Source organism: Pantoea sp. UBA5035 (assembly GCF_002415245.1).
GTDB lineage: Bacteria > Pseudomonadota > Gammaproteobacteria > Enterobacterales > Enterobacteriaceae > Pantoea > Pantoea septica.
Map to the genome: position 1 here is coordinate 1 of NZ_DICD01000015.1, position 20973 is coordinate 20973.

36 protein-coding genes are annotated in these 20973 nt (G+C 54.5%); 35 read left to right on the forward strand and 1 reads right to left on the reverse strand.

The genetic code is table 11. From position 1 onward, the window contains the following. The first annotated feature begins 113 nt into the window (after window positions 1–113). The 20 genes from B3229_RS11365 (at window position 114) to B3229_RS11455 (ending at window position 9363) form a co-directional block, all read left to right on the forward strand. The gene (locus B3229_RS11365) at window positions 114–635 is read left to right on the forward strand and encodes an NUMOD4 motif-containing HNH endonuclease (RefSeq protein ID WP_286870825.1); all 522 of its coding nucleotides are present in this window, start codon (window positions 114–116) and stop codon (window positions 633–635) included. A gap of 15 nt (window positions 636–650) precedes the next feature. Continuing rightward, window positions 651–2534, forward strand: coding sequence for a toprim domain-containing protein (locus B3229_RS11370; protein WP_286870826.1), 1884 nt, complete (start codon window positions 651–653; stop codon window positions 2532–2534). Beyond that, window positions 2531–2896 carry a hypothetical protein gene (locus B3229_RS11375; RefSeq protein WP_286870828.1) on the forward strand — a complete coding sequence of 122 codons (366 nt, stop codon included), beginning with the start codon at window positions 2531–2533 and terminating at the stop codon, window positions 2894–2896. Before B3229_RS11370 ends, B3229_RS11375 begins: the two co-directional genes overlap by 4 nt. Then, complete coding sequence (locus B3229_RS21290; protein WP_414692777.1) at window positions 2893–3102, forward strand: DUF551 domain-containing protein; 210 nt, start codon at window positions 2893–2895, stop codon at window positions 3100–3102. Before B3229_RS11375 ends, B3229_RS21290 begins: the two co-directional genes overlap by 4 nt. Beyond that, complete coding sequence (locus B3229_RS11380) at window positions 3099–3302, forward strand: hypothetical protein (protein ID WP_286870830.1); 204 nt, start codon at window positions 3099–3101, stop codon at window positions 3300–3302. Before B3229_RS21290 ends, B3229_RS11380 begins: the two co-directional genes overlap by 4 nt. Then, complete coding sequence (locus B3229_RS11385) at window positions 3299–3712, forward strand: hypothetical protein (protein ID WP_286870832.1); 414 nt, start codon at window positions 3299–3301, stop codon at window positions 3710–3712. The genes B3229_RS11380 and B3229_RS11385 overlap by 4 nt, the downstream gene beginning before the upstream one ends. Then, window positions 3709–3975 carry a hypothetical protein gene (locus B3229_RS11390; RefSeq protein WP_286870834.1) on the forward strand — a complete coding sequence of 89 codons (267 nt, stop codon included), beginning with the start codon at window positions 3709–3711 and terminating at the stop codon, window positions 3973–3975. The genes B3229_RS11385 and B3229_RS11390 overlap by 4 nt, the downstream gene beginning before the upstream one ends. Next, a complete protein-coding gene (locus B3229_RS11395; protein WP_286870836.1) occupies window positions 3950–4372 on the forward strand; it encodes a recombination protein NinB in 423 nt (140 codons plus the stop codon). Before B3229_RS11390 ends, B3229_RS11395 begins: the two co-directional genes overlap by 26 nt. After that, entirely contained in the window at window positions 4350–4871 is a 522-nt protein-coding gene (locus B3229_RS11400) for a hypothetical protein (RefSeq protein ID WP_286870838.1), read from the forward strand. The genes B3229_RS11395 and B3229_RS11400 overlap by 23 nt, the downstream gene beginning before the upstream one ends. Continuing rightward, the gene (locus tag B3229_RS11405) at window positions 4868–5233 is read left to right on the forward strand and encodes a hypothetical protein (RefSeq protein WP_286870840.1); all 366 of its coding nucleotides are present in this window, start codon (window positions 4868–4870) and stop codon (window positions 5231–5233) included. The genes B3229_RS11400 and B3229_RS11405 overlap by 4 nt, the downstream gene beginning before the upstream one ends. Beyond that, window positions 5217–5387: a NinE family protein gene (locus B3229_RS11410; protein WP_286870842.1), complete on the forward strand. Its 171-nt coding sequence runs from the start codon at window positions 5217–5219 to the stop codon at window positions 5385–5387. The genes B3229_RS11405 and B3229_RS11410 overlap by 17 nt, the downstream gene beginning before the upstream one ends. Then, window positions 5384–5590, forward strand: a complete 207-nt coding sequence (locus tag B3229_RS11415; RefSeq protein WP_349679585.1) for a hypothetical protein — start codon at window positions 5384–5386, stop codon at window positions 5588–5590. Before B3229_RS11410 ends, B3229_RS11415 begins: the two co-directional genes overlap by 4 nt. A gap of 264 nt (window positions 5591–5854) precedes the next feature. After that, window positions 5855–6040 (forward strand): hypothetical protein, encoded by a 186-nt coding sequence (locus B3229_RS11420; RefSeq protein WP_286870844.1) that lies wholly within the window; start codon window positions 5855–5857, stop codon window positions 6038–6040. Next, entirely contained in the window at window positions 6024–6608 is a 585-nt protein-coding gene (locus tag B3229_RS11425; protein ID WP_286870845.1) for a recombination protein NinG, read from the forward strand. The genes B3229_RS11420 and B3229_RS11425 overlap by 17 nt, the downstream gene beginning before the upstream one ends. A gap of 187 nt (window positions 6609–6795) precedes the next feature. Continuing rightward, the gene (locus B3229_RS11430; protein ID WP_286870846.1) at window positions 6796–6933 is read left to right on the forward strand and encodes a YlcG family protein; all 138 of its coding nucleotides are present in this window, start codon (window positions 6796–6798) and stop codon (window positions 6931–6933) included. Then, the gene (locus tag B3229_RS11435; RefSeq protein ID WP_286870848.1) at window positions 6914–7402 is read left to right on the forward strand and encodes an antiterminator Q family protein; all 489 of its coding nucleotides are present in this window, start codon (window positions 6914–6916) and stop codon (window positions 7400–7402) included. Before B3229_RS11430 ends, B3229_RS11435 begins: the two co-directional genes overlap by 20 nt. Before the next feature lie 651 nt (window positions 7403–8053). Then, the gene (locus tag B3229_RS11440) at window positions 8054–8293 is read left to right on the forward strand and encodes a holin (RefSeq protein ID WP_286870850.1); all 240 of its coding nucleotides are present in this window, start codon (window positions 8054–8056) and stop codon (window positions 8291–8293) included. Beyond that, window positions 8262–8729 carry a glycoside hydrolase family protein gene (locus B3229_RS11445; RefSeq protein WP_286870852.1) on the forward strand — a complete coding sequence of 156 codons (468 nt, stop codon included), beginning with the start codon at window positions 8262–8264 and terminating at the stop codon, window positions 8727–8729. The genes B3229_RS11440 and B3229_RS11445 overlap by 32 nt, the downstream gene beginning before the upstream one ends. After that, window positions 8726–9070 (forward strand): hypothetical protein, encoded by a 345-nt coding sequence (locus tag B3229_RS11450; protein WP_286870854.1) that lies wholly within the window; start codon window positions 8726–8728, stop codon window positions 9068–9070. Before B3229_RS11445 ends, B3229_RS11450 begins: the two co-directional genes overlap by 4 nt. Beyond that, complete coding sequence (locus tag B3229_RS11455; protein ID WP_286870856.1) at window positions 9067–9363, forward strand: hypothetical protein; 297 nt, start codon at window positions 9067–9069, stop codon at window positions 9361–9363. Before B3229_RS11450 ends, B3229_RS11455 begins: the two co-directional genes overlap by 4 nt. A 187-nt stretch (window positions 9364–9550) precedes the next feature. Here B3229_RS11455 and B3229_RS11460 read toward each other — a convergent pair whose 3' ends face one another. After that, window positions 9551–9811 carry a hypothetical protein gene (locus B3229_RS11460; protein WP_286870858.1) on the reverse strand — a complete coding sequence of 87 codons (261 nt, stop codon included), beginning with the start codon at window positions 9809–9811 and terminating at the stop codon, window positions 9551–9553. A gap of 25 nt (window positions 9812–9836) precedes the next feature. Between B3229_RS11460 and B3229_RS11465 the strand changes: the two genes are divergently transcribed. The 15 genes from B3229_RS11465 to B3229_RS11535 are packed head-to-tail and all read left to right on the forward strand — an operon-like array spanning window position 9837 to window position 20939. Continuing rightward, window positions 9837–10331: a terminase small subunit gene (locus B3229_RS11465; RefSeq protein WP_276743212.1), complete on the forward strand. Its 495-nt coding sequence runs from the start codon at window positions 9837–9839 to the stop codon at window positions 10329–10331. A 2-nt stretch (window positions 10332–10333) separates the two neighbouring features. After that, entirely contained in the window at window positions 10334–11950 is a 1617-nt protein-coding gene (locus tag B3229_RS11470; RefSeq protein ID WP_276743209.1) for a TerL protein, read from the forward strand. A gap of 2 nt (window positions 11951–11952) precedes the next feature. After that, entirely contained in the window at window positions 11953–13428 is a 1476-nt protein-coding gene (locus tag B3229_RS11475) for a DUF1073 domain-containing protein (RefSeq protein WP_286870861.1), read from the forward strand. Then, window positions 13385–14032 carry a phage minor head protein gene (locus tag B3229_RS11480; protein ID WP_286870862.1) on the forward strand — a complete coding sequence of 216 codons (648 nt, stop codon included), beginning with the start codon at window positions 13385–13387 and terminating at the stop codon, window positions 14030–14032. Before B3229_RS11475 ends, B3229_RS11480 begins: the two co-directional genes overlap by 44 nt. A 2-nt stretch (window positions 14033–14034) precedes the next feature. Continuing rightward, window positions 14035–15273 carry a DUF2213 domain-containing protein gene (locus tag B3229_RS11485; RefSeq protein ID WP_286870863.1) on the forward strand — a complete coding sequence of 413 codons (1239 nt, stop codon included), beginning with the start codon at window positions 14035–14037 and terminating at the stop codon, window positions 15271–15273. Window positions 15274–15284: 11 nt separating this feature from the next. Beyond that, window positions 15285–15779, forward strand: coding sequence for a structural cement protein Gp24 (locus tag B3229_RS11490; protein ID WP_286870864.1), 495 nt, complete (start codon window positions 15285–15287; stop codon window positions 15777–15779). 14 nt (window positions 15780–15793) lie between these two features. Continuing rightward, the gene (locus tag B3229_RS11495; protein ID WP_276743194.1) at window positions 15794–16732 is read left to right on the forward strand and encodes a DUF2184 domain-containing protein; all 939 of its coding nucleotides are present in this window, start codon (window positions 15794–15796) and stop codon (window positions 16730–16732) included. 37 nt (window positions 16733–16769) lie between these two features. Next, window positions 16770–17150, forward strand: a complete 381-nt coding sequence (locus tag B3229_RS11500; protein ID WP_286870866.1) for an STY1053 family phage-associated protein — start codon at window positions 16770–16772, stop codon at window positions 17148–17150. Further along, window positions 17116–17520 carry a DUF4054 domain-containing protein gene (locus B3229_RS11505; protein ID WP_286870868.1) on the forward strand — a complete coding sequence of 135 codons (405 nt, stop codon included), beginning with the start codon at window positions 17116–17118 and terminating at the stop codon, window positions 17518–17520. The genes B3229_RS11500 and B3229_RS11505 overlap by 35 nt, the downstream gene beginning before the upstream one ends. After that, window positions 17517–18011: a hypothetical protein gene (locus B3229_RS11510; RefSeq protein ID WP_286870870.1), complete on the forward strand. Its 495-nt coding sequence runs from the start codon at window positions 17517–17519 to the stop codon at window positions 18009–18011. Before B3229_RS11505 ends, B3229_RS11510 begins: the two co-directional genes overlap by 4 nt. Then, window positions 17998–18381, forward strand: coding sequence for a head-tail adaptor (locus B3229_RS11515; protein ID WP_286870872.1), 384 nt, complete (start codon window positions 17998–18000; stop codon window positions 18379–18381). The genes B3229_RS11510 and B3229_RS11515 overlap by 14 nt, the downstream gene beginning before the upstream one ends. Continuing rightward, window positions 18362–18919: a phage neck terminator protein gene (locus B3229_RS11520; protein ID WP_286870874.1), complete on the forward strand. Its 558-nt coding sequence runs from the start codon at window positions 18362–18364 to the stop codon at window positions 18917–18919. Before B3229_RS11515 ends, B3229_RS11520 begins: the two co-directional genes overlap by 20 nt. 3 nt (window positions 18920–18922) lie before the next feature. Beyond that, the gene (locus B3229_RS11525; RefSeq protein ID WP_286870876.1) at window positions 18923–20068 is read left to right on the forward strand and encodes a DUF3383 family protein; all 1146 of its coding nucleotides are present in this window, start codon (window positions 18923–18925) and stop codon (window positions 20066–20068) included. Between the two features lie 10 nt (window positions 20069–20078). Beyond that, a complete protein-coding gene (locus B3229_RS11530) occupies window positions 20079–20519 on the forward strand; it encodes a phage structural protein (RefSeq protein ID WP_286870878.1) in 441 nt (146 codons plus the stop codon). Window positions 20520–20522: 3 nt separating this feature from the next. Next, window positions 20523–20939: a phage tail assembly chaperone gene (locus B3229_RS11535; RefSeq protein ID WP_286870880.1), complete on the forward strand. Its 417-nt coding sequence runs from the start codon at window positions 20523–20525 to the stop codon at window positions 20937–20939. Window positions 20940–20973 lie beyond the last annotated feature (34 nt).

Below are 20973 nucleotides of genomic sequence, written 5' to 3' on the forward strand. Positions count from 1 at the left end.
CGGTACTCAGACGACGCTTACATTAAATCATTGCTGATTGCCGGATATAACCACGGCCTGTTGAGCGAAGAGTTTGTCCGGTACTGGTTTGAGAAACTTCATTTGAGGACATCATGATGGAAACTGAATTTGGAAAGTTTATCTCTGGTTACGAAGGGAAATACTCGGTAACCAAGGACGGCCGCGTTTACTCCCACCCAAGAGTCAATGCATCAGGTCATGCAAGGAGAGGAAAGTGGTTGAAAGCGGTACCAGATACAAAGGGGTACCTGAGGGTTGGTTTGTTCTCGAATGGTGGACTGAAAACAAGGAAAGTTCATCGAATCGTAGCGGAAACGTTTATCCCAAATCACTACTGCAAGCCAGAGGTTAACCATATCAACGGCGATAAAGCAGATAACCGCATGGAAAATTTAGAGTGGTGCACTGGCTCGGAGAACGTAAGACATGCTTTTCGCATTGGATTGAAGGATGCAAAGGGCGCAGCGAATTCTCGATCAAAGCTAACTCATGAAGACGTGGTTGCTATCAGGATGGCCTCGGATATGTCTCTGAAAGAGCTTTCCGATAAATACGGTGTTTGTCAGGCGCAGATCTCCGATGTTCGTCGTGGAAAAAGCTGGAGACATATCTAAAAGGAGGCCAAAAATATGGGCCCATCCGAATTGAGTGACATGCTCTGGAACCATGTCGACAGGGTAGCGAAATACCTGTTGCCGAACGGCAAAAAAGAATCGCACGAGTGGGTAGCAGGAAGCGTTAACGGGGAAAAGGGCCAGAGCCTCAAGGTTAATCTGGCTGGCAAGAAAGTCTGGCAGGACTTCGCCGAAGGAAGCGGCGGCGACCTTCTGGACCTGTGGGTCGCCGTGAAAGACTGCGGTTTACACCAGGCGATGACAGAAGCCAAAGAGTTCCTCGGCATCAAAGACGACGACCACCACTTCGCAGCAAAACAGCAGAAAAAGTTCTCCCGCCCTGACCGCAAGAAAATCAGTAAGTACCTCACCAAAACCGAAAAGCACCTCGAATACCTGGCATCTCGCGGCATCACGGCAGAGACGGCAAAGGCGTTTGAAGTGGCTGCGGCTAAGGTCTGGAATGGCGAGCGCGAGCTGGATGCTCTGGCGTTCCCGTACAAGCGCGATGGTGAGCTGTTGCAGGTAAAGCGCATCAGCACTGAGCGGCCCAACGGCAAGAAAGTCATCATGGCGGAAGGCGAGTGCGAGCCATGCCTGTTCGGATGGCAGGCAATGCCGAAGAACATTCGCCTGGTGGTTATCTGCGAAGGTGAAATCGACTGCATGACGTATTACCAGTACGGGCTGCCGGCGCTGTCTGTCCCCTTCGGCGGTGGAAAAGGAGCCAAGCAGCAGTGGATTGAGTTCGAATATCACAACCTCGACCGCTTCGACGAAATCTGGATCTCCATGGACTCCGATGAAGTCGGCCAGGCTGCCGCAAAGGAAATCGCATCACGCCTCGGAGAGCACCGCTGCCGACTGGTGAACCTGCCGCACAAAGACATCAACGAGTGCCTGCAGGCGGGAATGACCAGCGACGAGGTAATCGACGTGCTTGAGCGCGCTGCCTACTTCGACCCGGAAGAGCTGTACAGCGCCCGCGAGTTCTATCAGGACACCATCAACGCTTTCTACGGCAAAGAGCAGTGCATGTTCCGCAGCCCATGGGAAACGCTGAACCATAACTTCGCCTACCGGGAAGCCGAGCTAACCATTGTGAATGGGGTGAACGGACACGGAAAAACTGAAGTCGTGGGACATATGGTTCTCGAGGCTATGCGTCAGGGGGTTCGAACCTGCGTTGCGTCACTGGAGCTTAAGCCGGGAGCGTTACTGAAGCGCCTGACGCGACAGGCAACCTGCGTGAAGCTACCACCTCAGCTGGAAATCGACGCGGCATTCAACTTCTACGACGACCGTCTTTGGCTGTTTGGCCTGACGGGAACGGCGAAGGCAGACCGTCTGCTGGAAATCTTCGAGTACGCCAACCGGCGCTACGGCATCCAGCTGTTCGTCATCGACAGCCTGATGAAATGCGGCATTGGAGAGGATGACTACAACGGCCAGAAAGCCTTTGTGGACGCTATCTGCGACTTCAAAAACCGCACCAACAGCCACGTCATCATGGTGACCCACAGCCGGAAATCGGACAGTGAAGAGAAGCCCACCGGGAAGATGGACGTGAAGGGCACCAGTGCGATCACCGACCTCACCGACAACCTGTTCATCATCTGGCGCAACAAGGTCAGAGAGCGAGCCATTCAGAAGCAACACGCTGGCGAGCCGCTTAACGAGAAGGAGCAGGCCGCGCTGGCAACCTCGGCATCAGTCCTGATGCTGGAGAAGCAGCGAAACGGAGAAGGCTGGGAAGGTGGAATCCCGCTTTACCTTCACGAGCAGTCGCACCAGTTCCTGATGATGGAAGGCGCGACACCTTACAACTACATCGCCAATATGCCATCCGATGAATACGACCAGGCATGGGCGAGTGAAAACGTTACGGAGTATGCATGATGAACAAGCTAACCGCTAAGAAGTGCCTTGAGCGAATCGATAAGCTGAAAACATCCCAGCGCAGATTTGGCATCTCAATTTTTGAGGAGGAATACCTTGAAGCCCTTGAGATTGCACTCCCTGTACTGGAGCAGCAGGAGAAGGGCGATGATAGCGCTGAGCTGATTAATGGGTGGGTTGAGTGGGATGGTGGTGAGTGCCCTGTTATTCCTGGTAATCGAGTAGACCTGAAGTTGCGTGGAGGCTTTATTACTCAAGATTTTCCCGCAGAGGCTGGCGAATGGAATCATTACGGCGGAGTTTGGGACATCATCGCCTATCGAGTGGTTGAGCAGGAACGCGAGCGAGGAGAGGAAGTATGAGCGGCTGGATTAAGTGCAGTGAGAAAACTCCAAGAGACCGGCAGGCGGTAATCATCAGCGATGGGCGTGAAGTAGGAGTGTGGCGCTGGCGAGGATTCTGGCCGAACAGAAATGGCGATAGCTGTTCAGTAGAACATAGCGCTACAGTCCTGCTGGGCCCAATCACCCACTGGCAACCACTCCCATCACCACCGGAGGACGCATGAGCGACAAAGATGAGCTGGATCGGCAGCGTTTCGAAAGCCTGGCCTCACAAGCGTTAGATCTGCCTTTAACGGTAATAAAAGAGGCAAGGCTGAACGCTGGATATAGGCATAGCTTTGACAGCATGTCACTGCTCCAGCCGATATCTGCGTGGTGGAAATGGTATCAACTAGGCCTAAGAGATGCGGAGGAAAAAGAATGAGCACGACGGCAACAATGGCAGCTATCTCTGCAAGCAACGCGGCAATATCGGCATCAAATGCATCGCGCGCAGAAGAGGCGGCGCACAGAGCTGAAATTGCACAATGCAAAATATCTGTGGAGAAGTTTAGCCCTACCAGCGGAATCGCCGACAAGCAGCAGTATGCAAAATGCATTGAGATTCTTTACCCGACGGAGAGCGATGAAATACCTGATCATGTCCTGAAACCATTAGTGGGCAGCTTCATCATTACCCTGCTGGTTTTTGCTGTCATTCATGGTTATCGCGATCGCCACGATGGCTTCTTTCTTGGGGCGCTACTAGGCATCGCTATGGGCATTTTGGCGTACATGATAGTGGGCGGGGCCATTTTGGGAATCAGCTACGTTACCGGTTGGGGATGGCAATGAGCAACGTTATTCCTCTCAAGAAATCTACCTATCTCCTGCCAGATGACGAATTTGAAGCCCTCCTGCAGGAAGTAATCATCCACGGCCGCAAGTTCCACGACTTCACCTGCTACCCTGCGGTGATGCGTAAGGTACTGGGCGACGCCCTGAAGCGAGACAAACCAAAGACATTTGCCGATGAAATCCTCGAAAGAAGCATGGAATCGTGGCGGGCTGACCTGAAGAAGGAAAGTGAAGATGGAGAAAGCAACGTTCCTGCTTAGGAGCGACAGCATCCGACAGAACTGCATCACCGCCATCCAACAACTCCCCGCCAGTTCCGATAAGCCTCTGCAGGTAACCATTCAGGAGGACACCAGAAGCCTTGCGCAAAACCGCATGCTTTGGGCCTGCCTGCATGACATTTCGCAACAGGTGGTGTGGTACGGGAGAAAGATGGATGCAGAGAGCTGGAAGCATGTTTTTAGTGCTGCACTGAAACAGCAGGAGACGGTTCCCGGCATCAATGGCGGCTTTGTAGTCCTCGGTCAGTCGACCAGCAAAATGCGCGTCAGCGAGATGCGTGACCTCATCGAGCTTATTTTCGCTTTTGGCGCTGAGCAAGGAGTTAGGTGGAAAAGCGACACATGGAGGGAGTATGAGCAATTTCAGGCACGGTAAAAAGCGCTCAAGCATTTATACGATATGGCGCTCCATGATAGACCGATGTGAAAACCCTAACGTGAAGGCATATCCAAACTATGGCGGCAGGGGAATTAAGGTTTGCGATGACTGGCATGACTTCAAAACGTTTTACAGGGATATGGGTGACCGGCCAGAAGGAATGACCCTTGACCGCATAGATAACGACAAGGGCTATTACAAGTGGAACTGCAAATGGTCAACAAGGCGCGAGCAAACCATTAATCGAAGAAATACGAGACACCTGACGGTTCGGGGGATAAAGAAACCATGCACTGATTGGGCGCAGATTACCGGAATAGATGGGCGAACCATTTTAGCTCGCATTCGGAAGGGCTGGTCGGAAGAGGAAGCGGTGCTAATCCCTAAAGTAACCCTGAGAAAAGGTATACCTCGCGGCGAACAGCTTAAGCCAGTAGTAAACCTCGATGCCTTAGCGGCAGAGTTAATGATCAAGATTAACGGGAGAGCAGCATGAAAGAACCAATGGGTTTAGCAGCAAGAGTCGAAATGCTTCGTGAGCTTCTGGCAAAAGAAGGCTCGCTGAAAACCAGTGAAATCAGAATCTACTTCGCAAGCCTAGGAGTGAGCGATAAATGCATCATGCACACCACGCACCACGCCTACAAATATGGCATCACGCATCGCAGAAAGAACTACGGAACCAACGGGTATGAATATCGCCTGGCGGAGAAATATCCGCGATGGGGAACCCGTTACGAAGCAGAAGAGCAGGCAGCTCGTCGCAACGTGGTCACGACCTGCAAGCGCAAGAGCCAGGTGTATCAGCTTGACCAGTTACTGAAAGCTGCGAGAGGTGGACATGCGCCGGCAAATTAGCATCACCTTCTTAGCCTGTGAACACGCCAAACTGAAGTATCCCCGCCAGAAACGCCGTCGCCACAAAATCCCGACTGAATCCGAAGTGACAACCTGCAATTACGTTGCAAGGTTGCGCCGGGCGGTGGCTGACAGAATCAGGAAATCGAAATGAAAATAAAAACCTACGGCTTTAACAGGCACAAGCTAACCGCGCTGACTTACGAAGAGCTGGAAACGCTGATGCAGCAGGTCACTGAAGAGCACGCGTGCAGTGATGGCATTTACATGGTGGACGCCAAAGGGCGGAAGAAAATTGACGCTATCGGCTGGGCTGTTTACTACAAAAACAAAAAGGACGCCGACAATGCCGCGTGAACGCTGCCACCGCTGTTACACCATCCTCACAAGCGAAGACAAGCATCACTACACCATCTCATGCGAATCGTGTGAGTGCGATATGGAGTGGGAAGACCATGAAAGAGACCGTCCCGTTAAATCAGCCTACTGGCGCTGGCGAGCCATTTGCTTCTGTGTGCGTTTTCTGTCAGGAATTACTGGCGCCGGCCGAGACTTACTGTTGCAGCAAGTGCGAAATCGAGCTGCTAGACGATCCGAATTATCGCATGCAAGGAGAGAGCGATGACTGATTTTGCAATTTTGATAGTGATATTTGTGGTTGGATTTTTCTGTGGCGCTTCAGTTATCAACTCAGCAAATAACGATCAAGCTGAGAAGGGCTTTTATATGGGCGGAGGAAAGGTCTACGCAGTTAAGCAAGTTGACATGAAACAGATTGCGGAGGATTTACATGGTAAAGGCGATTAAGCCGAAGCCGCCCAAGCCTAAGAAGTGCAAATGCTGTCCTGAGAAATTCATCCCACGCAATAGCCTACAAACCGTCTGTTCTCCAAAGTGTGCCATCCAACTCGCTAACCAGCTATCCGAGCGCAAGCAAAAGCGCCTGGAGAAAGAGCAGCGCGCGGCATGGAACAAACGCAAGGCTGATGTGAAGCCGTTAAGTCACTGGATCAACATGACCCAGCGAGCATTCAACGACTACATCAGAGCGCGGGACGGGGATATTTGCATCAGCTGCGGCAGCACAACGGCGTTTAGCTATCACGCCGGGCATTACCGGACAACGGCAGCGGCTTCACAGTTACGATTCAACGAGGACAACGTCCACAGCCAGTGTGCAGCATGCAACGTGCATCACTCCGGCGCCATCGGCCCTTACCGCATCAACCTGATTACCAAAATCGGCCTTCAGCGCGTCTTAGCGCTCGAATCAAACAACGAACCTCACCGATACACCCGTGAAGAGCTGGACGGCATACGTGCGCGTTACAGGGCTTTGCTGCGGGCATTGGTCAAGCAGAGGGAGGCAGCATGACATTCCAAGAAGTATTGCAACAGGCCAGCATAAGGGCCGCAAGAAACAGATTTGCACCAAAAGTTAAATGTGGAATCTGCTTCGGTACCGGGTCTGTACGTATCGCACCCACTTTCAATAATGCGGGCACAGCCGAGATTGTCAGGCAGCCATGTCAGCTTTGTAGTGGGACAGGGGAGCAAAGCGAATGGTGAACGAATACCTCAGAGAAAAATGGCAGAAGCTGCGCATCTACAAACGCGAAGGCGGCTTTGCAGTCGATTATCGGATCATAAAACGCATGGCGAAAATGCTGGGAGGCCAATATGTCGGTACGCGAGCTTAATCTGACCAAAGACCAATACGACTGGCTTAATAGCTGGCTGGAACTGTGGGGTGCATGGGTGTATTCAGGAAGATTAGAAAAGCGCCAGAGCAGTGTCATAGCGCAGTATATGGCTACTGTTGAACCTCAAGGCTATCCTTCGCGGCCGATGTGTAACGATGATGACGGACTCTTGATTTCTCAGGTCGTGGATTCCGTCATGTACATCGACAAAAAAGCATTTGGCATCCTGCTAAGTTACTTCGCGCATGGCTCTTCCAAGCACGCCATTGCATCGTACTATCACAAGGTCGCAATTCCCCGCAAAATGTCAGGCTCGGCAGAAGGAAAAATCAGGCGCCCATCAATGGCAACATGCCGGCGAGAAGTGGATGAAATTCTTAATGCCAGCCTTTACCTTTTGTATGGACCGCTGCTAAAAGCGTTTAACGATCGCAAACGTGTAGTTAAATTGCAGAAGGTAGCGTAGAACGTGTTGACAAGCTTGAGCAATTGAGCAATGATATTCGAGTAAGCTGCCGTAAGTGTTCTTAAGAATGCCGCGGCACGAAATTTCAGGTCAGTTGCAAACAATTTTGTGGATTCCAAAGAGCCTCGCGACCTCACCAGTCGGCGGGGCTTTTTTACGTCTGTCGTGCACTGGCGAATGCATAAACCATTCGCGAGGGCATGAGCATTGAGGCTGAAAATAAGTACCCTTCAGGTGCGGATTGATCACCCGCCGTTAGCTCCACGAAACGGAGCGCACAACAGGTAAGCTGCCTGACGTGGGATCGCTTAGCGATGAACTCGTGTTGTGAAACAGGCAGCTTTCCGTTGTGATGAATCACAGCACATAAAAATCCCCGGTCATGACGATGACGGTAGTTACCGCTTTTGCGTCGGGGTATCAATTTCAGAGGTCGCCATTGGCGGCCTTTTTCTTTTGCGCACGCCATTCAACACCAAATCGTGATTTCACCCTGGTGGCGTAGCGCATCTTTTTCAAACACAGCGGATGTTATTGGTGTGGAGGAGTTTCAGGAAGGTTTCTTACGTGACACTAAGAATTCTAACCTGGCTCGCTCAGTTCACAATTTCATCAATTCCTAAAAGCGAGCCTCCATTCCTGGAGGTGGATATGAAAACTATGGCAGACAAAGTAACGACAGCCGCGGCGTATACAACGTCGGGGGCGACTTTCCTTGCCGGGAGCATGTCTCTAAACGAGTGGTTAGCTGTGGGCGGTTTTATTCTGGCTATCGCGACGTTCATTGTGAACATTCACTTCCAGCGTAAGCGCGACCGGCGTGAAGAGCGCATGAGTCAAATGAGATGGAGTCCGGCAGATGAGTCAGATAATCCCGATCCTCAACTTTGAGGAAGGTTACATTGAGTCACCTTACCTCGACACGCTGGGGTTCCCTACGGTGGCAGGTGGTATTCGCATCGGCCCCAAAGGCGCTCCGCTCACCAGCTACACCTTCCGCGTTCCTCGCAAAGTAGGGGATGTATGGAAGCAGGCGATTGTGGATGAGAAGGTGCTGGATATGAACAGTCGGCCGGCAATCTACGCAGCCCTGAAGCAATGCAATCCGGCCCGTGCAGACGTCCTGTACAGCATGGCTTACCAGATGGGTGTGGATGGTCTGGCGGCATTCAAAAACACATTGGTCATGATATCCAATGGCAACTTTACGGGTGCTGCCGAAGGTATGCTGAACAGCCTGTGGGCTAAACAGACTCCCGGCCGCGCACGTCGCCATGCTGAGGTGATGCGCACCGGCTCATACGACATCTACAAGGGGAAGATATGAACGTTATCGCCTTCCTCGCCGTGGTTATCGTTGTGATCGCCATTGTGCTTCTGGTGCGCAAATACAGCTCGATTGAGTTCGTGGCGCATGCAAGGTTGCTGTTCCGAGCATGGTCAGTATGGCTGACAGGTGCAGGTACATTGCTGGGCGTTTACCTCGCATCTGCTCCTGATGCCATTATCTCAGCCTGGAACATGTTGCCGCCTGACCTGAAATCCATGTTGCCGGTCAACATCGCGCAGTACGTGAGTTACTTCATTGTCGCACTGGGCGTGATTGCTCAGTTCATCCGGCAGAGAAAGCTTAGCGATCGCAAACAGCAAATGGACGGACAGCCATGACAACTCTCGTTCACCTGTTTTCAGGCGGCTGGAATTATGTTTTCGCCTTCTTTGCGCTAATTGCTGCCGGTGTTGCTGCCTACTTTGGAGGTAAGAGCAAAGGGCAGACTGAAGAGAAAGCAAAGGCTGACGTGGAAGCAGCAAAGGTTGAGTCACAGCAGGTTAATGATGTGGCTAAGGTGCAGGCAATAAACACGGAGAAGGCCAACAGTGTTAAAGAAACCAATGCTTCTCTGTCTGACGATGCTGCTCGCTACAAGCTGCGCAAATCACAGTTCAACTCCGACGACTGAAGCACCGACCAAAACAGTCGATTCCCTTTGTACACAAGATGCTCCCATCAGAACGCATGGCAAAGATGCTGATCTGATGGATATCCGTACGGTAAGGGCCATCAATAACCACAATGACCTATGGGTAAAGTTGTGCGGTAAGTAATAGGCATTACAGAAGCCACTGACTGAGTGGCTTCGATAATGACTAAAGGCTGGCGCTCTTCTCAGCAATCATCGTGCGCAAAGTGCTTACTGCTTGCTCGCCTGAGATTTTAATTTGTTTTGCAGCCTCAGCATCTCTTTCGTTATTAACAGCCAGTTTAGTTCTGGCCTCAACTTCAGAAATAAAACCGTTCAAACTATCAATGTTTTTCTCTCTGAGTAAAGGAAGCACCAATAGTTTTAAGGCTCGATTTTCCATCAGCAACTGGTTAAGCACAGCATTTAGATCGCCAGAAGTACTCACGTAAAACTCCTTCTTTAGGTTAAATATGGCACTCACCGACAAACAAGAGATGTTCTGTCGCGAGTACCTCATCGATTTGAACGCCACGCAAGCGGCCATTCGGGCGGGGTACAGCGATGGTTCAGCACGCAACCAAGCACACCGCCTGATGACAAATGACGACATTTTGCAGCGTATCGCAGAATTAAATCAGGATCGACTCAAGCGAACCAATATTGATGCTGATTACGTGTTGCGACAGGCGGTAAAACTCCACGAGCGCTGCATGCAGGAAGTAGAGCCGCTTACAGACCGCCGCGGCGAAGAGATTACGGACGAGCAGGGCAGAACGGTCTATGGCTTCGATGCCAAAGGCGCTGTTGCTTCGCTCAAACTAATCGGCGATCACATCACTGTGCAGGCGTTCAAGCAGCAGACATCTACCGAGATTACTGGCGCTGATGGCGCGCCGGTGAAAGTTGACGTTACCAGCATGACGCCGCAGGAAGCAGCAGAGCAGTATAAAAAACTCATGGGTTAGATATGCCAATACCATTCCCTTTCGACTTCAAGAACCCGGATTACACTCAGGTTTTTGAGTGGCGGATGGAGAGGCTACAGCGCATCCGCGCCAACCCATCGATGCTGCCCGCGCTGAAGGCATTTTACCGGGATAACCCAGCTCAGTTCATTATCGACTGGGGCATGACAACAGACCCGCGAAACCTCGATTATGGTCTGCCGGTAACAATCCCGTTTCTGCTGTTCCCGAAGCAGGAAGAGTGGATCGACTGGATAATGGATCGCCGTCGCAGCATGGAGAACGGCATTACTGAAAAGAGCCGTGAGATGGGTCTCAGCTGGACGTCAATCGGCCTTGCCTGCTCTCTTTGCCTGTTCAACAAAGAAATGGTGATTGGCTTCGGCTCCCGTAAAGAGGAGTACGTAGACAGCACCGGCGACCCGAAAGCGCTGTTCTGGAAAGCACGCAAATTCGTTGAGACGCTGCCGGTTGAGTTTCGAGGTAACTGGAACGAGAGAAAGCACGCTCCATATATGCGCGTAGAGTTTCCGGAAACTGGCGCTGTTCTCAAGGGTGAAGCGGGCGACAACATCGGGCGCGGTGACCGAACAACGCTTTACTTCGTGGATGAGGCTGCATTTCTTCAGCGCCCGCTGCTTATTGATGCTGCGCTGTCGCAAACCACCCGCTGCCGTATAGACCTTTCATCGGTTAACGGCATGTCCAACCCATTCGCGCAGAAACGCCACGGCGGCCGCATTCCGGTATTCACTTTCCACTGGCGCAGTGACCCGCGCAAAGATGATGCCTGGTACCAGAAAGAGTGCGCAAAAATCGATAATCCCGTTGTCGTTGCGCAGGAGCTTGACCTGAATTACAGCGCTTCAGCTGAAGGTGTTCTGATCCCGAATGAGTGGGTACAGGCAGCTGTAGATGCTCACATCAAACTGGGCATCACGCCAACCGGCCAGCGACTCGGAGCAATGGATGTCGCTGATGAAGGGCGCGACAAAAACGCATTTTCACGCCGCCACGGCTTTCTGCTTGAAGAAGTGGACGAGTGGTCTGGGGTTGGCAGCGACATTTACAGCTCAGTTGTGAAGGTGTTTGGCCTGTGTGACCACAACAATCTTGAAGCTTTCCGCTTCGATGAGGATGGTCTGGGCGCTGGCGTGCGCGGTGACGCAAAGGCTATTAATGAATTGCGCCAGCCTGAGGGCCGCCCCTATATTCTCGCGACTCCTTTCCGAGGCAGTGGCGCGGTGTTCGATCCCGATGGTGAAGCAGTCAAAGGCGATAATGGGCAGCCATCGCGCCTGAACAAAGACTTCTTTGCTAACGCTAAAGCTCAGAGCTGGTGGCACCTTCGAAAACTTTTTCGCAATACTTTCCGCGCAGTTCAGGGCATGGAATACAACCCTGATGAAATCATTTCTCTTAGCAGCAGCATCACCAACAAAGACAAGCTGATCGTCGAGCTATCCCAGCCGACCTATTCCATTAATGGGGTGGGTAAAATCGTCGTGGATAAGCAGCCGGAAGGTACTAAATCACCTAACCTGGCTGACTCGGTGATGATCAGTTACGCACCAATGGAAACATCACTGGATATCTGGGCGCAACTTGGCAGAGGCTGAACATGTCCGAAACACAAAACGTGTCGCAGCCTGTACCGACGCGTGACAGCTATGAAAACTTTGTCGCCCGCATGGGCGTTAACGAATCGAACCAGTCTGGCGCCGGCACCTACCGCAACAACTGGACATCGCGCAACAGACTGCTGATTGAGCAGGCTTACCGGTCGTCCTGGCTGGTGGGTGCAGGCGTTGATGCTATCCCCGATGACATGACTCGCAAGGGCGTGACCATTACCTCCAAGCTGGAAGACGGCCGCAAGAAGCAGCTCGATAACGCATGGGATGAGATGGCGCTTTGGGAAGCGCTCAACGACACGCTGAAGTGGGCGCGGCTCTATGGCGGCGCTGTAGGCGTCATCCTGATTGACGGTCAGAACTACTCGACGCCACTTCGCATCGACGCTATCGCACCGGGCGCATTTAAAGGCGTGATGGTGATGGACCGCTGGATGCTTAACGCAACCACTGAGCGGCGCGTAACTGAGCTGGGGCCGGATTTCGGCATGCCAGAGTTCTACCGTGTCGTTACATCTGCAACCGGCATCCCGCCGTGGCGCATTCACCATTCCAGGCTAATCCGCTTCGATGGCGTCCCTTTGCCATATCAGCAGCGCCTGACCGAAAACGACTGGGGCATGTCGGTGATCGAGCGCTGCTTCGATCGCCTGCTGGCATTCGACTCTACGACTCAGGGCGTGGCGCAGCTCATCTACAAAGCTCACCTGCGCACCTACAGCATCAAAGGGCTTCGCTCCCTGCTGGCTATGGGTAAAGACAATCCGGCCTTTAAGGGTCTGATGTCGCACATGGACATGATCCGCCAGTACCAGAGCAACGAAGGCATGACGATCATGGATGCCGACGACAAGTTCGAGGCGCACACCTATTCGTATGCCGGGCTGAGCGATGTGCTGGCGCAGTTCGGTCAGCAGGTATCAGGCGCGTTCGGTATCCCGCTGGTCCGCCTGTTCGGTCAGTCTCCGGCTGGTTTCTCAACTGGCGATACCGACCTGGCGAACTATTACGACAATGTGTCGACGCAGCAGGAGCGCAAACTTCGCCGGCCAATCCGAAAGTTATTTGAAGTGCTGCATATGAGCATGTTTGCCTCACCGCTGCCGGATGATTTCACCTTCGAGTTTAACGAGCTCTGGCAGACACCGGACAGCGAGCGCGCGGACACGGCCAATAAGGTCGTCGATGCCACGGTGAAAGCTGTCGATGCAGGTCTGATGACCGAGAAAGCCGGCGCGCAGCACCTGCAGGAGACGGCCCGTGTAACCGGTCTGGGCGGCACCATTAGCGACGAGGATATTGATAATGCCAGTGACATCCCGGCGCCGACGGAGGCCGACCTCGATAACGTCGAAACCACCGAACCTGAAGCGCGCCGAGACGCAGCTGCGAACACAGCTACGACAGATAGCGCGTACGGTGGGGGCAATCGTCGAGGGTTCGTACGATGGTTCAAACGATAGCGTTACCGACATCATGGACAGGCTGGAGCGTTACGCCGACCTGATTGAGCCATGGGCGGAAGCGGTGTCGAGTCGGCTGATAGGCACACTGGAAGTCGCAGACGATGCAATGTGGCGTGACAGGTCACAGCGTATCTCTGCCGGGCTTCGTGAGCTGATGAACTCCGGCACCGGCGCGGTAACGCGCAGCATCATCGACGAGCAGGTGAAACTGTTCAAATCGCTTCCCCTGCAGGCAGCCGATCGCGTTTACGACATCCACAATCAGGCGATTGAGGCCGTGGTGTCCGGTAAGCGCTCAAGCACGCTGACTGATGAAATCATGCGTACCGGGGAAGTTACTGAGGCGCGGGCGCGAACGATTGCCCGCACTGAGGTTGGCCGGGCATCAACTGCAATCACCCAGGCGCGCTCAACTGCCATTGGCTCACGCGGCTACATCTGGCGCACTGCAGAAGACAGCGACGTGCGCCACTCCCACAAAGAAATGAACGGTCAGTACGTTGACTGGGCAAAGCCGCCAACGCTCGACGGCATGACCGGGCACGCGGGCCAGTTCCCCAACTGCCGCTGCTACGCCGAGCCCGTAGTACCCGAGGATTAACGATGCAATATTTCTTCACTACGCGCCTCGGCAATACTCGCTTTGAGATGGCCGATGGCTCGCTGCTGTGCAAAGACGTGCCGATCGCACGCACCGGCGCTCAGGTCTACGACGAAAGCGAACTGGAAGGGCTAATCGGCGATGAAGATGGCGAGATCGTCGTCACCCGAGATGCTGACGAGGTTTTCAGGCCCGAAACGCTCGCTTCCTTCGAAGGTATGGCCTTCACGCTGGGTCACCCGAAAGACATGGTCAATCCGGGCAACTGGAAAGACTACGCCCACGGGCATATCCAGAACGTCCGCCGCGGCACTGGCGACCAGTCAGATCTGATGCTGGGCGACATTCACATCAAAACCGCCGAAGCCATCCAGCAGGTAATGAACGGCCTCGAGCAGATTTCTATGGGCTACGACGCCGACTACGAGCAGAAGGGGCCGGGTCAGGCGCGACAGCACTCAATTATCGGTAACCACTGTGCGGGCGTTCCTAACGGCCGTGCGGGTATTCGTTGTTCAATTGGAGATAGCTCATTCATGACTACCAAAAATCAGGGCTGGTTTAGCCAGCTGAAGCGGGCGATTAAAACCAAGGATGCCGATAGCCTGGCTGATCTGGTTGATAACGCGCCATCAGAACTGGTCGAGCCAAGCCTTGATTTGGCGCGGGCAGTAAACATCACTATCAACCCCGCGCAGCCGTTGCCGCCGAATAAAGAGCTTGGCGGCCTGACCACTGATGAAGATGGTGAAGGCGGCTCGCAGACTAACAGCGAGCTTGAAGCGAAAGTCGATGCACTGGCGCTTCTGGTTCAGCAGCTGCTTAACCCATCTTCTACTTCAACCGTTGATAGCGACGATCCGGAAGAAAAGGAAGAGAAAACCCGGGCAACCACCGATGCTGCTTATCACCAGGGCGTGGTCGCGCGTGCTGAGCTGATTATGCCAGGCGTGAAACTTCCTGAAGGTGGCAAGCTGGCGGCGTTCAAGCGCTCCACCATGGACGCGGCATTCAAAACGCCGGAAGGTCAGGCGCTGCTGGCTCCGCTGGTAGGCGCTTCGCCGGACTTCGCCAAAATGCCGAAGGCAACGCTGGACGCGGTATTTGTATCCGCCAGCGAAATCGCCAAAGCGCGTAACAGTGCGCCAGCTACCGCCTCGCGCGCATCGTTTTACGACTCATCCAACAAAAACTCTCCGGCTGCTCTGAATAAGGCATACGCCGCCCACTGGAATAAATAAGGGAAAAACCCATGGTTGCATACCTGTACCGGATGCCAGTCGGCATCGCCGGGGCTATCTCACGCCCGCAAGACCTGACCACCGAGCCGGTTATCCTCAATGCCGCGAACACTTTTAGCCAGTACGGCCTGGCGGGTAAAGACAGCTCAGATGGCAAGTTTATCCCGCTGGCAGCATCTGACGCCGCGACGGTAATCACCGGCCTGTACGTACGTCCTTACCCGACCACCTCTACGCCTGACATGGCGCGACAGGTTGGCGCAAATGCCAATTTCACTGGTGACGTGATGAAGCGCGGTTACATGACTGTGAACATCGGCAGCACCGCAGTTGGCCTGACAAAGGGCGCGCCGGTTTATGTGCGCAACGCCAAACCGACCGACGCCAGCCCGCTGGGCGCAATTCTGGGCGCGGCTGTCACCGACGAAACTGTCGTGCTGCCGAACGCCGTCTTTACTGGCGCAGGCGATGCCGCTGGCAACGCTGAAATCGCATACAACATCTAAGGGAAACGCTAAATATGTACACTTTTGACCAAGCCACTCTCGACGGCACTGGCGCTTTCCTGGTTGGCGAGCTTGAGCGCCTCGATCAGGAACTGAACATGCCGCTGGTCGGTTACACGTGGTCGCGCGATATTCAGCTGCGCGAAGACGTGTCGATCGCCGATGACATCAGCTCTTTCACCAACTCCACCTTTGCCGCTGCCGGCACGCCGAACCCGAACGGTAAAAACTGGATCGGCAAAGACTCCACCGCCATTGCAGGGCCGAACGTCGATATCGCAAAAACCGGCTTCCCGCTGACCCTGTGGGGCATGGAGCTGGGCTGGACCGTTGTCGAGCTCGCCGCTGCTGCTAAAGTCGGTCGCCCGATCGACACGCAGAAGTACGATGCGATGCAGCTGAAATGGAACATGGACACCGACGAGCAGGTTTATCGCGGTGACAGCCAGCTGGGCGTGAAAGGCCTCGTCAATTACAACGGCGCGGCAGTCACTAACGCTCCGAAGACGTGGGCAACATCCACGCCGGACGAAATCCGGGCGTCAATCAACCTGCTGCTCTCCAATGCCTGGGCGGCGTCTGGTTACACCATCGTCCCGCGTGACCTGCTGCTGCCGCCTGAGCAGTTCGCTCTGCTGTCCAGCATCATCGTTTCCTCAGCCGGTAACCAGTCACTGCTGACTTACCTGCGCGAAAACACGATCGCCTTCCATCAGAACGGCGTGCCGCTGAACATCCGCGCGGTGAAATGGCTGAAAGGTGCGGGCACCGGCGGCACTGACCGCATGATGGCGTATACCAATGACAAGAAGTTTGTGCGCTTCCCGATGGTTCCGCTGCTGAGCGTGCCGGTGCAGTACCGCGGCATTTACCAGCTGACCACCTACTACGGCAAGCTGGGCGCAGTTGAGTCTCCGTACCCGGAAACCATGGCGTATCTGGACGGCATCTAACCAATCCGGCCCCGAAAGGGGCCAACAGGAGCAGCAAATGGCTAAGAAGACGATTCGCGTCCATACCCCGTTTAATTTCACCTCTGAAGATGGCACCAGCCAGCGATTTGAGGCCGGCGAGCACACCGTTGACGACAAAGTTGCCGACCACTGGTTCGTCACCGCGCACTCTGACGTAACCGGCAAGGCAAAAGCCAGCGCCGACACAAAGGAGCTCCAGGCACAAATCGACAGCCTGACCGCGCAGCTGGAAGAGAAAACCAAAGCGCACGGCGATCTGCAGCAGTCGGTAGCGGAGAAGGACCAGACCATCTCTGACCTGACCGCGCAGCTGGCAGCCCTGCAGGCGCCCGTAACTGAACCGGTAACGGAAGGTAATGCTGATGGCAAGAAACCGAAATCTGCCGACAGTAAGTGATTTTCGCCGCGACTTCCCGCAGTTCAGTGACGACACCAAATATCCCGACGCAGTAATCGAGTTCCGCCTCAACCTCGCCGACATGCTGATTGACGGCTCCGCCATGGGGAACATGTTCCCTTATCTGGCAGAGCTGTTTGTCGCGCATTACATGGTGCTGAATGCCGCAGATACGGCGGCTGGCGCGCTGGGAGGTGCTGGTGGCGCAACGAGCGGCGTGGTTGCGTCCAAGTCGGTGGATAAAGTCAGCGTGAGCTACGACAACAGCGCGACGCTCAACGCCGATGCGGGCTTCTGGAACTTCTCCCGCTACGGCGCAGAGTTCTGGCAGCTGCTGATGATCTTCGGGTATGGCGGTATTCAGCTATGAAATCAGGCCTGACTGTTCGCAGCGACCACGCTCAAAGCATTCTGGACGCCCTTAAAACCCTCGCGAACAAGGACGTTCTGGTGGGCATTCCTGAATCGAAGGATGAACGTGACGATGGCGATATCGGGAATGCGGCAATCGGGCGTATCAATGAGGATGGCTCACCGGCGCAGAACATCCCGCCACGCCCGCACCTGAAGCCCGGCGTCCGGTCGGTTGAGCAGGATTTCATGCCTCACCTGAAAGCCGCGGCTCAGAAGGCGCTGGAAGGAAATGCAGAGGGTGCGGTGACATCGCTCGATCGCGCCGGGACAGTGGCCGCTAACGGGGTGAAGCGTTACATCACAATTACAGGATTCACTCCCCTGGCTGACGCCACGATCGCCAACCGTCTGCGCCGGGGTCGCACTGGCAACAAACCACTCATCGACACCGGCGAATACCGCCGCTCAATCACGCACGTTGTGAGGGATAAAGATGCCGACACTTGATGTAACTGACGTTCTGCTGTCGCCTGAATTCCTTGATACGACGCTCGTGGTAAAGCGCAATGAGCAGACGGTCGATGAGGATGGCTTTGCCAGAAACACCACCACAGAGACCCAATTCGGCGGCGTAGTGACGGTTGACCGTTCACTGGAAGCCCGGCGCATGCAGGCCGGTCAGGTGATTAATGGCGCAATCCTGATTGTCACCACCTACAGGCTGAGCAGCGGCAACACCGGCATTGATGCCGACATCGTGACTTATCGCGGCCGCGACTATCGCGTGACCTTTGTCGATCCGTACACGGCTTACGGCGCCGGTTTCGTCCAGGCGCACTGTGAGCTGCAGCCGTTTGATGGAGGCCCGCGTGAGTAACAGCAGCACATCAGCGGGGTATCTGACCCCCGTCAGCGCGCCTCAGGCCTACGACGAAACTCTGGAACGAGAACTCAGCCAGTGGGTACGGGCATTATCGGGCCTGCCGGCTGGGATGGTTCGCCCGCGCTGGACAGCGACACAAGCGGCAATACCTGCAGCGGACGTGGACTGGTGCGGTTTCGGCATTATCGGCTTCACTGCTGATGATGGCCCCGCATTCGTGCGGCAGACCGATGACAGTAATCAGCTGTGGCGGCATGAGGTGATAGAAACGCTCGCCTCGTTTTACGGCCCGCACAGCCAGTCTATCGCGACGCTGTTCCGTGACGGGCTGACGGTTGAGCAGAACAACGAAACCCTGAAAACAAACGAGTTGTCGCTCGCTGATTACAGTGAACTGACCGCTTTCCCCGAGCTTATCAATAACCAGTGGGTGCGCCGGTACGACATCACCGTGCGCCTGCGCCGCAAAGTTATCCGCGATTACGGCATCAAATCTCTGGTCAGCGCGCCAGTATCATTCTTTGGAGATTAATCTATGGCACAGGGCTTACCTGTATCCAACGTTGTAAACGTTGATGTGATCATGTCGCCCACTGCGGCGACGGGTCGTAATTTCGGTTCACTGCTCATTCTCGGCACATCCACGGTTATCCCTGTGTCAGAGCGCATCCGTCTGTATACCGGCTCGGAAGAGATCGGCGCAGACTTTGGAGAGGGCAGCCCGGAATATGCTGCCGCACTGGTGTACTTTTCGCAGTCTCCGCAGCCGACACAAGTTTATGTTGGGCGCTGGGCTAAAACCCTGGCGACGGCTGAATCCGGCAGCGTTGAGACGCTGGCGCAGGCTATCACCGCCGTGCTGCAGTTCACCAACTGGTATGGTCTTGGCATTGCCGACGACGAAGACCTCACCGCAGCGGAAATCACCGCGACTGCCGCCGCTATTCAGGCATCAAGCCTCAGCCGCGTGTTTGCCGTAACGTCTGACGATTCCGGCATAATCGACTCAGCCTCGACTACTGACATCGCCTCAACGCTCAAAGCCGCTGGCTACGGCCGCACTTTCGTTCAGTATTCGACGAAGAGCAAATATGCGGCGCTGTCTGCATTCGGGCGCGCGTTTACCGTCAACTTCACCGGCAACAACACCACGATCACGCTGAAGTTCAAAACCGAGCCGGGCGTGACGTACGAGACTCTAACCAGCTCGCAGGCGGCAGCTGTCGATGCGAAAAACGCGAACGTTTACGTTTACTACTCGAATGACACGGCGATCCTGCAGCAGGGTGTGATGTCCAACGGCGATTTCTTTGATGAGCGGCACGGCCTGGACTGGCTGCAGAACTACGTGCAGACCAATCTCTTCAACCTGCTGTACACCTCAACCACGAAAATTCCGCAGACTGAGGCCGGTATTACCCGCCTGCTGTCGAACGTCGAGCAGTCGCTGGATCAGGCAGTATCGAATGGTCTGGTAGCGCCGGGCGTATGGAATGGCGGCGACATCGGCCAGATCAGTGCAGGCGACACGCTGACGAAAGGCTATTACGTCTATGCACAGCCGCTGTCATCTCAGGCTCAGGCCGATCGCGAGGCTCGCAAAGCACCGCTTATCCAGGCGGCAATCAAACTGGCCGGCGCAGTCCACTACGCCGATGTTCAGATCAACGTTGTTCGCTAAGGGGACATAAATGGCGACTTACTCCTTTATGGACATCACCGCGTCCATGACCGGCCCGACAGGCTCTGTTGACCTCGGATACGGCTCTGCTAACTCCGAGGAAGGCATTACCGTCACCATGACGGAATCCAAAAACACCATGACGATCGGCGCAGATGGCGAGGTGATGCACAGCCTCCACGCCGGAAAATCCGGGACTGTCACGGTCAACCTGCAAAAAACCTCCCCAGTGAACAAAAAACTTTCTCTGATGTACAACGCTCAGAGCCAGTCCTCATCGCTGTGGGGAAATAACGTTTTTGTACTCCGCAATAAAGTCTCAGGCGACATCGTTACAGTCCGCGCAGCAGCATTTCAAAAGCAGCCTGACTGGAATAACCCAAAAGTTGCGGGCATGGTCGCATGGGTGTTCGATGGCGGCAAAGTCGACGAAGTGCTGGGAGAATTTTAAAACATGGAATTTGAAATCAAAGGCGTGCAGTACCGCACGGCAAAGCTCAGCGTATTCGATCAGCTCAAGGTTTCCCGCAAACTGCTTCCGGTTCTGGCCGGGATGCTGGCTGACTTTCAGGGCATCAAAGCAGCAGCAGAAGGCGGCGACGTTTATAAGGCGATAGAAACCGCGTTGCCCAAAATCGCTGATTCACTTGCTGGAATGTCCGAAGAGGATACCAACGCGATCATCTTCCCCTGTCTGTCGGTGGTTTCCCGCCAGAACGGTAAAAGCTGGTCGCCGGTGATGTCTCAGGGCACGCTGATGTTCGACGACATCGATCTGATGAGCATGCTGCAGATGGTTGGTCGGGTGGTAGGCGACAGCCTGGGAAATTTTTTGCCCGCACTCCCCGCCAGCGAGACTGCGCCCCAGTAAGTGGCCTGACGCTGGAATCACTTCCTGATGGCGA